This window comes from Tateyamaria sp. 7Alg 36 (assembly GCF_059882455.1).
Genome location: NZ_CM187613.1, coordinates 3,445,581 through 3,458,731 on the forward strand (window position 1 = coordinate 3,445,581; position 13,151 = coordinate 3,458,731).

The following is a 13,151-nucleotide window of genomic DNA, read 5'->3' on the forward strand; positions in this document are numbered from 1 at the left end:
GGAAAAACCGGATCGCGTGACGGGGCTCCATCAGTCCGAAACAGCGATGTACTGGACCGCGCCGGATTTACGGTAGTCACGCCAGCGGGGCGAACAACTGGTGCTCATGGCTCATGGCTCATCGCCCCAACGCGACACGGCTCAGGCAATCGCCTCACTGCGCCCTGCGTTGCGGCCCGAAAAGATGCACCCGCCTAAGAACGTGCCCTCAAGCGCGTTGTACCCGTGATAGCCGCCGCCGCCAAAGCCTGCGACCTCGCCCGCAGCGAACAGGCCAGGCACAGGGGTACCATCGGCACCGATCATTTGGCTGTCGAGGTTGGTTTGCAGCCCGCCCAATGTCTTGCGCGTCAGCACATGCAAACGCACGGCAATCAGCGGCCCGTTGGCAGGGTCGAGGAACTTGTGCGGCTTGGCTGTGCGCAACAGGCGGTCGCCGCGATAGTTGCGCGCCGCGTGGATGGCCATCATCTGGGCATCTTTGGAGAACGGGTTGTCGATTTGCGCATCGCGGGCGGTGATCTGGGCGCGCAGGTGGTCCTCGTTGATCAGGTTGTCGCCGGTGATGCGGTTCATGCCTGCGACCAATGCGGTCAAGTCATCGGCCACGACGAAATCCTCGCCATGTTCTTTAAACGCCTCGACGGGCGCGGTCGCCTTCTTGCCGGAAAGGACGCGCTGGCGGATGACTTCGGCCCATTTCTTGGACGTCAGATCGGGGTTCTGTTCCGAACCGGACAGGGCGAATTCCTTTTTGATGACCTTCTGGGTCAGCACGAACCAGCTGTAATCATAGCCGGTTTTCAGGATGTCGCGCAGGGTGCCCATGCTGTCGAAACCAGGCATGGCGGGCGGGGCAAAGCGGTTGCCGCGCGCGTCAAACCACAGAGAGGACGGCCCGGGCAGGATGCGGATGCCGTGGGCGGGCCAGATCGGATCCCAGTTCCGCACCCCTTCGGTATAGTGCCACATGCGGTCACCGTTAATGACATGGCCGCCCGCCGCCTCGCTGATGGCGATCATGCGCCCGTCCACATGGGCGGGCACGCCTGCGATCATGTTTTTGGGCGCGGGGCCAAGGCGGTCGGTCGGCCAGACCTTGCGCACCATGTCGAAATTGCCGCCGATCCCGCCCGAGGTCACGATGACCGAGGCCGCACGCAGGGTGAAATCACCCACAGCGTCGCGATTGGTTTTCTGGCCTCTCTGGGCGGTATCCTCGGCCAGTATCGTGCCACTGATGCCTTTGGCCGCGTTGTTCTCCATCTCGATCCGGTCGACCTGATGGCGGAATTTGAACGACAGCAATCCGGCCTGTTCGTGGGCAAGGCAGCGGCGCACGAAATGTTCGATGATGCCCGGCCCCGTGCCCCATGTGAGGTGAAAACGCGGCACCGAATTGCCATGCCCGTCAGCAAAGCCGCCGCCGCGTTCGGCCCAGCCCACAATCGGGAACCAGCGCAGGCCCATCTCGTGCAGCCACGGGCGCATATCGGTCGCGGCAAAGTCGATATAGGCTTCGGCCCATTTGCGCGGCCATGCATCCACGTCGCGGTCGAACTGCGCGCTGCCCATCCAGTCGTTCAGCGCAAGTTCGCGGCTGTCGCGGATGCCCATCCGGCGTTGTTCGGGCGTGTCGATCATGAACAGCCCACCAAGGCTCCAGAACGCCTGACCGCCCAGAAAGCTGCGCGGTTCCTGATCGACGATGATGACCCGTTTGCCGCGATCCCCGAGTTCGGCGGCGGCGGCAAGGCCCGACAGGCCCGCGCCTACGATGATGACGTCGGCTTGATCCATTGCGGTGCCCTCAGGTTCTGCGGAACCACACCAGAAACGGCGCGGCGACAAGGTACATGGTGATGCCGTACACGCCCGAGGGCAGGGCCATGGCACTGAACCCTTCGGCGGGGCCGGAGATCAGCGTGGCGAGCGTGATGCCAAGCGTGGCGTTCTGGATTCCGGTTTCCACGGCGACTGTCTTGGCCTGTGCCCAGTTCAGCTTGGCCATGCGCGCGATGCCCAGCCCGATCAGCAGCAATGCGATGTTCAGGGTGATTAGCGCGGGGCCGAGTGTGGGCAGGTTTTCGATGAACACGTCCCAGTTGCCTGCTAGGGCGGCCAGCACGATCACGATGAACAGGACGGTGGCGAGTGTCGACAAAACGGGCTCGACCGCGCGCGCAAAGGACGGGGCGAAGTGGCGGATCGCCACGCCGATCAGCACCGGCAGGGTGGTGATCAGGAACACCGCGAGGGTGAGAGAGGCGACAGAGACACGCGGCGTGGTGTCGCCCATGAAATAGACCACGGACCACGCGGCCAGTACCGGCACGCTCAGCAAGCTAAGCAGGCTGATCACGGCAGTGAGCGAGACAGACAGTGCCACGTCGCCATTGGCCAGCTTCGCGATGATGTTGGACGTCACCCCACCGGGGCAAAAGCTGAGCAGCATGAACCCGACCGCGATGGCGGGGGGCAGGCCGAACAGGGTCACCGTGACAAAGGCGGCCAGCGGCAACAGGACCACCTGCGACACCGCGCCGATGCCAAAAGCCCGTGGCGCGCGCAGCACGCGGGCAAAGTCGCCCACCGTCAGCCCGATGCCAAGGCTGAGCATGATGACCGCCAGCGACAGTGGCAGAACCACGTTAAGAAGTATGTCCATGAATATCCCCCCGAAATTCTTTCAAAGCGTAAGCGGACAGGCGCGCCCCGCGCAACTGTTTCGCACCGTCAAGCAGTGGGAGGGTGGATCGGGGGCGTCGCCCTAGAGCGGCCAGAACACAAGGATCGCAGGGATGGACACGGCGACAACGATAATCTCCAGCGGCAGGCCGATGCGCCAGTAATCTCCAAAGTGATAGCCACCAGGGCCGAGGATCAGCGTGTTGTTCTTGTGCCCGATCGGGGTCAGGAACGCCGCAGAGGCAGCGACCGCCACGGCCATCAGGAACGGATCGGGCGAGACGCCGAGGCTTTGTGCCATCTGGATGCCCACGGGGGCGGCGACGATGGTGGTGGCGGTGTTGTTGAGCACGTCAGACAAGCTCATCGTGACAACCATCAGCACGGTCAGTACGACCCAAGCGGGCATGCCATTGGTCAGCGTGACAAGCCACCCCGCGATCAGTTCGGTCCCGCCCGAGGATTCGAGCGCGGCGCCCAGCGGGATCATCGACCCCAAGAGCACGATCACGGGCCACTCGATATGGGTATAAAGCTCGGACAGCGGCACGATTTTTGACAGGACAAAGGCGACGACCACCATGCCCAAGGCGACGGGCAGGTAGATCAGGCCAAAGCTGGCCGCGGCCACGGCCCCTGCGAACAGACCGATGGCGAGCCAGACTTTTTCGTCCGCGGTCACGGCAAGGCCGCGTTCGGCGAGGGGCAGGGCGCCCAGCCATTGTGTGACATCCGCGCCGGTGTCGCGCGGGACAAGCAGCAACAGGATATCGCCCGCGCGCACAGGGGTCTTGCGGATCTGCTGGGTGATGCGGGTGCCTTGGCGCGAGATCCCCATCAGCACCGTGGATTGCCGCCAGCTCAGCCCGACCGATTGCGCGGTGCGCCCGATCAGACGGGACTGGTCGGTGACGACCACTTCGATGATTTCGACCCCTTCACCGGCGGCACGCAACTGTTCGTCGCGCTTGGCCTCGGCCACGGCAAGGGACAGGGCGGCGCGGAATTCGTCGAGCGCGTCCGGCGTCGCCTCAAGCACCAGCGCGTCGCCTGCGCGCAAGATCGCGCTGCGGGCGCGGCCATAGCGGCGTTTGCCGTCGCGGATCAGGCCGATGATGGCGACGTCGGCCTTTTCGGCGTCCTCGTCCAGTTCGCCCAGTCGTTTGCCAATCAGTTTGGAGTCTTCGGGCACGGTCAGTTCTGCGATATATTGCGCAACGTCATCCTGTGCGCTGGTCGTGTCGCCGCGCGCGGGTATCAACCGCCAGCCGACAAGCGCCACAAAAAGCAACCCCGCCAGCGCCGCCAGCCCGCCTACGGGGGCGAAGTCGAACATGGAAAACGGCTCGCCCAGACTTTCCTGCCGGATCGCGGCAATGATGATATTGGGCGGCGTGCCGATCAGCGTGGCCATGCCGCCAAGGATGGTCGCAAAGCTGAGCGGCATCAGGCTGAGACCCGGACTGCGGCCTGCCTTGCGCGCGGTCTGGATGTCGACGGGCATCAGCAGGGCAAGGGCGGCGACGTTGTTCATAAAGGCTGACAAGACGCCGCCAATCGCCCCCATCAGCGTGATATGCGCCCCGAGGCTGCGCGAGGAGTCCACCAGCGTGCGGGTGATCAGGAACACCGCACCCGACCGCACCAGCCCCGCCGAAACGACCAGCACCAGCGCCACCACCAACGTGGCCGGATGGCCAAAGCCCGAGAACGCATTGGCACTGGGCACAACGCCCAGCACCACCCCCGCCATGAGCGCGCTGAACGCCACGAGGTCATAGCGGAACCGCCCCCACAGCAGCAGGCCGAAGACTGCGCCGAACAGGCAGAAGATGATGATTTGATCCTGTGTCATGCGGGCAGCATGTTGCGCGCGTGCAGCGGGCGCAAGAGCAGAATGGAGAGGGCAGAGGGGGCGCTGCCCCCGCTGACGCTCCCCCGCAGTATTTCGGGCCAAAAGAAGGTCTTGAGGGTGCAAAGGTGGTGCGGGCTTGCGGGGGTGGCGGGGTTTGGATTATCAGCAGGCGACAAAACGGCATTCGGGAGCGCGTAATCATGGCAGGCCACAGCAAATGGGCAAACATCCAGCACCGTAAAGGGCGGCAGGACAAAATCCGTGCCAAGCTGTTTTCCAAGATGTCCAAGGAGATCACAGTGGCCGCCAAGATGGGCGACCCCGATCCGGACAAGAACCCGCGTTTGCGTCTGGCGGTGAAAGAGGCCAAGTCGAATTCCGTGCCCAAGGACGTGATCGACCGCGCGATCAAGAAATCGCAGGCGGGTGACGGGGACGATTACGAGGAAATCCGCTATGAGGGCTATGGCCCCAACGGTGTGGCGGTGATTGTCGAGGCGATGACCGACAACCGCAACCGCACCGCGTCCACCGTGCGGTCGACCTTTACCAAGAACGGCGGCAATCTGGGTGAGACCGGCAGCGTTGGTTTCATGTTCGACCGTAAGGGCGCGGTAAGCTATCCCGCCGAAGTCGGCGATGCGGATACGGTCATGATGGCCGCAATCGAAGCAGGGGCCGAGGACGTCGAGTCGACCGAGGACGGGCATATCGTCTGGTGTGCGGATACGGACCTTAACGAAGTGTCCACCGCGCTTGAAGCGGAACTGGGCGAATCGGACAGCACCAAGCTGGTCTGGCGCCCCACCACCACAACCGAGATGGACCTTGAGGCGATGCAAAAGCTGATGAAGCTGGTGGATGCGCTGGAGGACGATGACGATGTTCAGCAGGTCACCACAAACTTCGAGGCCAGCGACGAGGTCATGGCGCAGTTGAACGACGACTGATCCGGCACTGCCATCAGCACAGAATAGAAAACGCCGCCCTGACATTCAGGTGCGGCGTTTTTCATTTCGGGCGAGGGCACAACGCCCCCCTTAAGAAATATGCGGCGTCTTAAAAGAAGAACTGGCGCGCAACCTGAGTCCAGCTGGGCGAGGGGGCGCTTTGCGTCGCAGGGGTCTGGCGACGCAAACGGCGCATCAACCCCTTGAGGTCGTTCAGGCGCGCACGCGCCGCAGAACCGCCGGCGCGGCTTTGCACGCTCAGGATTTTTTCCTGCGTTTGCAGGGCTGACTCGATCAATTCGAGGTCGCGCGTGGTCAAATCCACGCTGTGAGTGTCGTCAAGCATTGATTGCTTCCTTATTTTTATTCACCACATATGGGGTGTCTTTAGAGATACGCCAGAGTTCCGCGATCAGATCACTGTGAATTCCGGAGAGTCGCCGCTGCACAAACAGCCTCGGGTCGGCGTTGGGCGGACATAGAGGGTGTTTGAGAAGAATGCATTCGTTTTTTTTCGCAGGGCGGTTGTGCGCCGATATAGCCTGTCGGTCTTGTCCGTCGGCAAAGCCCCGCCTAGGGTAAGCGACCCTAGTCAAGGCGTTGTGATGACTTCATTCTTTGCGGGATTCTTTCTGTCCCTGTCGCTTATTCTGGCCATAGGGGCGCAGAATGCTTTTGTGTTGCGGCAAGGGCTGCGGCGGGCGCATGTGTTCTGGGTGTGCCTCACGTGCGCGCTGTCCGATGCGATCCTGATCGCGGGCGGGGTTGCGGGTTTTGGCGCGCTGGCCGAGGCGCTGCCGTGGTTTGCGCCGGTGATGCGCTATGGCGGGGCGGCGTTCTTGCTGTGGTATGGCTGGCAGAACGCGCGCTCTGCATGGCGCGGGGGCGGGGCGCTGGATGCGGGCGGCGGGGACAGCCAGAGCCTGCGAAGCGCCATCCTGACCCTGCTGGCGCTCACGTGGCTGAACCCGCATGTGTATCTGGATACGGTGGTGCTGATCGGGTCGATCTCGGCCCAGTATCCGACGCGGTTGGGGTTCGGGATCGGGGCGGTGCTGGCCAGCTTTGTCTTCTTCTTTTCGCTGGGATACGGGGCGCGCCTGCTGGCGCCGTTATTTGCACGCCCGCGCGCGTGGCAGGTGCTGGACGGGCTGATTGCGCTGACCATGTGGGCCATCGCGGTGAAGTTGCTGTACCTTTAGGCTGGGTGGCGCGGTTCGGGCCATCTTGCGCGGTGGCGGGGCTTGCACCCGCTGCGCCATCGGCCCATTGATGGCGCCATGCAACGCGAAAATACCAAGCCCCTGACGGGCATATTCTGGATGTTGGTGACGGGCCTGTGCTTTGTCGCTGTGACGGCACTGGTGAAATATATGGGGCCGCGTGTCCCACCGGCCGAGGCGGCGTTCCTGCGCTATCTTCTGGGGCTGGTGTTCTTGCTGCCCATGCTGCCCGCCGTGCGACAGGCGCATCTGACCAAGCGGCAGTGGGCGCTGTTTTCCGCGCGCGGCGTGTTCCATACGGGCGGCGTGATCCTGTGGTTCTTTGCCATGACGCGCATCCCCATCGCCGAGGTGACGGCGATGAACTATCTTGCGCCGGTCTATGTCAGCATCGGGGCGGCGATCTTTCTGGGCGAAAAGCTGGCCATGCGGCGGATTGCGGCGATTGTCGTGGCGCTGATCGGCACGGCAATCATCCTGCGTCCGGGGTTTCGGGTGGTCGAACCCGGCCATATCGCGATGCTGTTTTGTGCGGTGACCTTTGCGGGATCCTACCTGATCGCCAAGATCGTCGCGGACGAGGCAAAGCCTGCCGTGGTGGTCGCGATGCTGTCGATCTTTGTCACCATCGGCCTTGCGCCCTTTGCATTGGCCGATTGGGTTACGCCCACATGGCAGGATCTGGGCCTGTTGTTCGCCGTCGCCTGTTTTGCCACGGCGGGGCATTACACCATGACCATGGCCTTTGCCGCCGCGCCCGTGACCGTGACGCAGCCCATCACCTTCCTGCAACTGGTCTGGGCCGTCGCCCTTGGCGCGCTGGTCTTTAGCGAGCCTGTCGACCTTTGGGTTGTCCTTGGCGGTGGTCTGATCCTTGCCTCGGTCACCTTCATCACATGGCGCGAGGCGGTGTTGAACCGCAGGCCGATGACCCCGCCAGCCCCTGCGACCAAGCTCTGACATTTTTATTGATTGACGGGTCAATAAAAAACCATCAGGTAGGATGCCAATCTACTTGAGGGTGTAAACGTGCCAAAACTGGGGATGGAACCGATCCGGCGGGCTGCATTGGTCGAAGCGACCATTGCCGAAATCGGCGCGGCCGGATCGCTGGATGTGACCGTGGGACAGATCGCCAAGCGGGCGGGCATGTCCACGGCACTTGCGCACCACTACTTTGGTGGCAAGGATCAGATATTCTTGGCCGCCATGCGCCAGATCCTGCGCGATTTCGGGCACGAAGTGGTGGCAGGGTTGCGCAACGCGCGCAGCCCGCGGGCCCGCGCCGAGGCGGTGATTGCGGCCAGTTTTGCGCCCTCCTGCTTTGCGCCCGCCACGGTCAGTGCGTGGATGACCCTATATGCGCAGGCGACCACCCATCCCGAAACGCACCGGTTGCTGACGCTTTACCAGCGGCGGCTGCGTTCGAACCTGACCCACGCGCTGCGGCCCTTGTCGCGTGACCCTGCGGCGGATGCCGCCATGCTGGGGGCGCTGATCGACGGGCTGTATCTGCGCGCGGCCCTGTCGGCGGACGGATCGGTGGATTCGGCCAAGACGACCGCGCAATCCGCCCTGAACACTTTGACCGGAGGTGAGATGTGAGCCAGCCCAACATCCTGATTTTCATGGTGGACCAGTTGAACGGCACCCTGTTTCCCGACGGGCCTGCCGACTGGCTGCATGCGCCAAACCTCAAAAAACTGGCAGCGCGTTCGACCCGCTTTGCCAACTGCTATACCGCCTCGCCGCTCTGTGCGCCCGGACGGGCGGCGTTCATGTCCGGCCAGTTGCCAAGCGCCACGGGCGTCTATGACAATGCGGCGGAATTTGCCTCGTCCATCCCGACCTATGCCCACCATTTGCGGCGCGCGGGCTACCAGACCTGCCTGTCGGGCAAGATGCATTTTGTCGGCCCCGACCAGATGCACGGGTTCGAGGAACGCCTGACCACCGACATCTATCCTGCCGATTTCGGCTGGACACCGGATTACCGCAAACCGGGCGAGCGGATCGACTGGTGGTATCATAATATGGGGTCCGTCACGGGGGCAGGCGTGGCCGAAATCTCCAACCAGATGGAATATGATGACGAGGTCGCCTATCACGCCACACGCAAGGTCTATGATCTGGCACGCGGGGCCGATGCGCGGCCTTGGTGCCTCACGGTCAGCTTTACCCACCCGCACGATCCTTACGTGGCGCGCAAGAAATACTGGGATCTTTACGAGGATTGCGACCACCTGATGCCCACGGTCGCGCCGATCCCTTACGAGGATCACGACCCGCATTCCAAGCGCATCTTCGACGCCAATGACTGGCGCAGCTTTGACATCTCGGATGCGGACGTGCGCCGCGCCCGCCGCGCCTATTTCGCCAATATCTCCTATCTCGACGATAAAATCGGCGAGGTGATGGAGGCGCTGGAGGCCACGCGGCAAGAGGCGATCATCCTTTTCGTGTCGGATCACGGCGACATGCTGGGCGAACGGGGGCTGTGGTTCAAGATGTCCTTCTTTGAAGGATCGGCGCGGGTGCCGATGATGATCAGCGCCCCCACCATGGAACCTGGGCTGGTCAGCGATCCGGTCAGCAATATCGACGTCTGCCCGACCCTGTGCGATCTGGCCGGTGTCGACATGAGCGAGGTCGCCCCATGGACCACGGGCCAATCGGTGGTTCCGCAAGGGCAGGGGGTCGCACGCAGCGAACCCGTCGCAATGGAATACGCCGCCGAGGCGTCCTATGCGCCAATGGTATCGCTGCGCTATGGCAAGTGGAAATACAACCGCTGCGCCCTTGATCCCGACCAGTTGTTCGACCTTGATGCCGACCCGCACGAATTGCGCAACCTCGCGGATGTGTCCGAACATCAAGGCACGTTGCAGCAACTGCGCGCCAAATCCGAAGCCCGCTGGGATCTTGCCAAATTCGACGCCGAGGTGCGCGCCAGTCAGGCCCGCCGCTGGGTCGTCTACGAGGCCCTCAGGCAGGGCGGATATTACCCTTGGGACTACCAGCCCCTGCAAAAAGCGTCCGAACGCTTTATGCGCAACCACATGGACCTCAACACCGTCGAAGAAAAACAACGCTTCCCACGGGGCGAGTGATCTTCTTTTGGCCAAAAATACTGCCGCCGGAGGCGAAAATAAAATGACCTATGAAACCCAACCTACCGCCAGCCACTTTATCAATGGCGCCTATGTCGAAGACACCGCAGGCACGCCGATCGACGTGATCTATCCCGCAACGGGCGAAGTGATCGCAACGGTTCATTCTGCCACGCCCGCGATCATTGACGCGGCCCTGTCCTCGGCACGGGCGGCACAGGCGGCTTGGGCCGCGATGACAGGCACCGAACGGGGCCGTATCCTGCGCCGCGCGGCCGACATCATGCGCGAACGCAACCACGATCTGTCGGTGCTTGAAACCTTTGACACCGGCAAACCCTATCAGGAAACGTCCGTGGTGGATGCGACCAGCGGGGCGGATGCGCTGGAATATTTCGGCGGCATGGCCGCGACCCTGACCGGCGAACATATCCAGCTGGGCGAGGATTGGGTCTATACCCGCCGCGAGGCATTGGGCGTCTGCGTCGGCATCGGCGCATGGAACTACCCCACCCAGATTGCCAGCTGGAAGGGCGCGCCTGCGCTCGCCTGCGGCAACACGATGGTGTTCAAACCCTCCGAAACCACGCCGCTCTGCGCGCTCAAGGTCGCCGAAATCCTGCACGAAGCAGGCGCGCCTGCGGGCGTCTATAACGTCATTCAGGGCCTTGGCGATGTGGGCGCGGCGCTTGTGTCGGACGGGCGCGTGGACAAGGTGTCGCTGACCGGATCGGTGCCGACGGGGCGCAAGGTCTATGCCGCCGCTGCCGCTGGCATCAAACATGTCACCATGGAACTGGGCGGCAAATCCCCGATGATCGTGTTCGAGGATGCGGATATCGAAAACGCCGTGTCCGGTGCCATTCTGGGCAACTTCTATTCCTCGGGGCAGGTCTGTTCCAACGGCACGCGCGTCTTTGTGCACAAGGACATCAAAGAAGCGTTTCTGACCCGCCTCAGCGAACGGTTGGCCACAGCGGTGATCGGTGATCCGCAAGACCCCGAGACCTCCTTTGGTCCCATGGTTTCGGCCCGCCAGCTTGAGATTGTCGAAGGCTACATCGCCAAGGGGCAGGCCGAAGGTGCGCGGCTGGTCTGTGGGGGCAAACGCATCGCGCGCGACGGGTTCTTTATCGAACCGACCGTGTTCGCGGATGTGACCGACGACATGACCATCGCGCGCGAGGAAATCTTTGGCCCCGTCATGGCAGTGCTGGATTTCGAAGACGAGGCCGAGGTGATGGCCCGCGCCAATGATACCGAATTCGGTCTGGCGGCGGGCGTCTTTACCCGTGACCTGACCCGCGCCCACCGCGTCGCGGCTGCGTTCGAGGCCGGCACATGTTATATCAACACCTATAACGACGCCCCTGTCGAAGCGCCCTTTGGCGGCTCCAAACTCTCGGGTGTGGGGCGCGAGAATTCGAAGGCTGCAATCAACCACTATAGCCAGCTCAAGTCGGTATATGTGCGCATGGGCGATGTCGGAGCGCCATTCTGACCCCCGCGCCGTGGCGGCCCCGCGCTGCCATGCGCCCATCCCGACCGACTGACGACTGCCGAAGGAAAGACCACAGATCATGGAAGCGGATTTTGTAATCGTAGGAGCGGGCAGCGCAGGCTGCGCTGTTGCCTACCGTCTGGCCGAGGCGGGCCAGTCTGTTCTTGTCATCGAACATGGCGGCACCGATGCAGGCCCGCTGATCCAGATGCCTGCGGCCCTGTCATATCCGATGAACATGTCGCGCTATGATTGGGGCTATATGTCCGAACCCGAACCGCATCTGGGCAACCGCCGCCTTGTCTGCCCGCGTGGCAAGGTTGTCGGCGGGTCGTCGTCGATCAACGGCATGGTCTATGTGCGCGGTCATGCGATGGACTTCGACCACTGGGACGAATCCGGCGCCTCGGGCTGGTCCTATGCTGACGTGCTGCCCTATTTCAAACGGATGGAGACTTGGCACGACGGTGGCCATGGCGGCGATCCTGCGTGGCGTGGCGGTAACGGGCCACTGCATGTCTCGCGCGGGCCGCGCAAGAACCCTCTGTTCCACGCCTTTGTCGAGGCAGGCCGCGAGGCGGGCTACGAGGTCACGGACGACTATAACGGCCACAAGCAGGAAGGGTTTGGCCCGTTCGAGCAGACGGTGCACAAGGGGCGTCGCTGGTCCGCGGCCAATGCCTATCTGAAACCCGCGCTCAAGCGCGAGAATTGCGACATTCTGCGCGGTCTGGTCGAACGGGTGGTGATCGAGGACGGGCGCGCCGTCGGTGTCGCCCTGAAGGGCGGCAAAGTGGTGCGTGCGCGGCGCGAGGTGATCCTTGCCGCGTCGTCCATCAACTCGCCCAAGATCCTGATGCTGTCGGGCATCGGCCCTGCCGCGCATCTGGCCGAACACGGGATCGACGTGGTGGCCGACCGGCGCGGGGTGGGGGCGAACCTTCAGGACCACCTCGAGATGTATATCCAGATGGCCTCCAAGCTGCCGATCACGCTGTATAAGCACTGGAACCTTGTGTCCAAGGCGATGATTGGCGCGCAATGGCTGTTCACCAAGACGGGCATGGGCGCATCAAACCAGTTCGAAAGCTGCGCCTTTATCCGCAGCAAGGCGGGCGTGGCCTATCCCGATATCCAGTACCATTTCTTGCCCATCGCGGTGCGCTATGATGGGCAGGCGGCTGCCGAGGGGCACGGGTTTCAGGCCCATGTGGGGCCGATGCGCTCGCCTTCGCGCGGGTCGGTGACGCTGCGCAGTGCCGATGCCGCCGACGATCCAGTGATCCGCTTTAACTACATGAGCACCGAGCAGGACTGGGAAGACTTCCGCCGCTGCATTCGCCTGACGCGCGAGATTTTTGCCCAGCCCGCGTTCGAGCCATATGTGAAGCACGAAATTCAGCCCGGTGCGCAGGCCCAAAGCGATGACGAACTGAACGACGTGATCCGCGAACATGCCGAGAGCGCCTATCACCCCTGCGGCACCTGCCGGATGGGGCGTGCGGATGATCCGGATGCGGTCGTCGATCCGCAGGGCCGCGTGATCGGGGTCGACGCGCTGCGCGTGGTGGATAGTTCGGTGTTCCCGCGCATCACCAATGGCAACCTGAATGCGCCGTCGATCATGACGGGCGAGAAGATGTCGGACCACATCCTTGGCCGTGATCCGCTGGCGCGCAGCAACGATGCACCGTGGATTCACCCCGACTGGGAAACCACGCAGCGTTAAGTATCTGGCGCGAACCCGTTTGCACCTTAAGCATTTCGTCTGCATATAAACGAAATGTTAAGGATTTGTTCGATAGTTGTTCTTCTGTCACTTGC

At 62.9% G+C, this 13,151-nt stretch carries 11 protein-coding genes; 7 read left to right on the top strand and 4 right to left on the bottom strand.

Annotation, left to right across the window (positions count from 1 at the left end):
• Nucleotides 1-141 precede the first annotated feature (141 nt).
• The 3 genes from AC6GQJ_RS16775 to AC6GQJ_RS16785 all read right to left on the bottom strand — a co-directional run bounded on the left by AC6GQJ_RS16775 (nucleotide 142) and on the right by AC6GQJ_RS16785 (nucleotide 4,543).
• Nucleotides 142-1,800 carry an FAD-binding dehydrogenase gene (locus tag AC6GQJ_RS16775; RefSeq protein WP_500770325.1) on the bottom strand — a complete coding sequence of 553 codons (1,659 nt, stop codon included), beginning with the start codon at nucleotides 1,798-1,800 and terminating at the stop codon, nucleotides 142-144.
• A gap of 10 nt (nucleotides 1,801-1,810) precedes the next feature.
• The gene (locus AC6GQJ_RS16780; protein WP_500770327.1) at nucleotides 1,811-2,668 is read right to left on the bottom strand and encodes a bile acid:sodium symporter family protein; all 858 of its coding nucleotides are present in this window, start codon (nucleotides 2,666-2,668) and stop codon (nucleotides 1,811-1,813) included.
• Between the two features lie 102 nt (nucleotides 2,669-2,770).
• Complete coding sequence (locus AC6GQJ_RS16785) at nucleotides 2,771-4,543, bottom strand: SLC13 family permease (protein WP_500770329.1); 1,773 nt, start codon at nucleotides 4,541-4,543, stop codon at nucleotides 2,771-2,773.
• A 200-nt stretch (nucleotides 4,544-4,743) separates the two neighbouring features.
• Between AC6GQJ_RS16785 and AC6GQJ_RS16790 the strand changes: the two genes are divergently transcribed.
• Nucleotides 4,744-5,493 carry a YebC/PmpR family DNA-binding transcriptional regulator gene (locus AC6GQJ_RS16790; RefSeq protein ID WP_500770331.1) on the top strand — a complete coding sequence of 250 codons (750 nt, stop codon included), beginning with the start codon at nucleotides 4,744-4,746 and terminating at the stop codon, nucleotides 5,491-5,493.
• 109 nt (nucleotides 5,494-5,602) lie between these two features.
• On the opposite strand, the gene AC6GQJ_RS16795 is transcribed toward AC6GQJ_RS16790, so the two are convergent.
• A complete protein-coding gene (locus tag AC6GQJ_RS16795) occupies nucleotides 5,603-5,839 on the bottom strand; it encodes a hypothetical protein (RefSeq protein ID WP_500770333.1) in 237 nt (78 codons plus the stop codon).
• A 259-nt stretch (nucleotides 5,840-6,098) separates the two neighbouring features.
• On the opposite strand from AC6GQJ_RS16795, the gene AC6GQJ_RS16800 reads away from it, so the two are divergent.
• The 6 genes from AC6GQJ_RS16800 (at nucleotide 6,099) to betA (ending at nucleotide 13,056) form a co-directional block, all read left to right on the top strand.
• Nucleotides 6,099-6,695, top strand: coding sequence for a LysE/ArgO family amino acid transporter (locus AC6GQJ_RS16800; protein WP_500770335.1), 597 nt, complete (start codon nucleotides 6,099-6,101; stop codon nucleotides 6,693-6,695).
• Between the two features lie 78 nt (nucleotides 6,696-6,773).
• The gene (locus AC6GQJ_RS16805; protein WP_500770337.1) at nucleotides 6,774-7,676 is read left to right on the top strand and encodes a DMT family transporter; all 903 of its coding nucleotides are present in this window, start codon (nucleotides 6,774-6,776) and stop codon (nucleotides 7,674-7,676) included.
• A 69-nt stretch (nucleotides 7,677-7,745) separates the two neighbouring features.
• Nucleotides 7,746-8,321 (top strand): choline-binding transcriptional repressor BetI, encoded by a 576-nt coding sequence (gene betI / locus AC6GQJ_RS16810; RefSeq protein WP_500770339.1) that lies wholly within the window; start codon nucleotides 7,746-7,748, stop codon nucleotides 8,319-8,321.
• Nucleotides 8,318-9,826 (top strand): choline-sulfatase, encoded by a 1,509-nt coding sequence (gene betC / locus AC6GQJ_RS16815; RefSeq protein WP_500770341.1) that lies wholly within the window; start codon nucleotides 8,318-8,320, stop codon nucleotides 9,824-9,826. Before betI ends, betC begins: the two co-directional genes overlap by 4 nt.
• A 43-nt stretch (nucleotides 9,827-9,869) precedes the next feature.
• On the top strand, nucleotides 9,870-11,327 hold the full coding sequence (betB, locus tag AC6GQJ_RS16820; RefSeq protein ID WP_500770343.1) for a betaine-aldehyde dehydrogenase: 1,458 nt from the start codon (nucleotides 9,870-9,872) through the stop codon (nucleotides 11,325-11,327).
• A 79-nt stretch (nucleotides 11,328-11,406) separates the two neighbouring features.
• Nucleotides 11,407-13,056 carry a choline dehydrogenase gene (gene betA, locus AC6GQJ_RS16825; RefSeq protein WP_500770345.1) on the top strand — a complete coding sequence of 550 codons (1,650 nt, stop codon included), beginning with the start codon at nucleotides 11,407-11,409 and terminating at the stop codon, nucleotides 13,054-13,056.
• Nucleotides 13,057-13,151 lie beyond the last annotated feature (95 nt).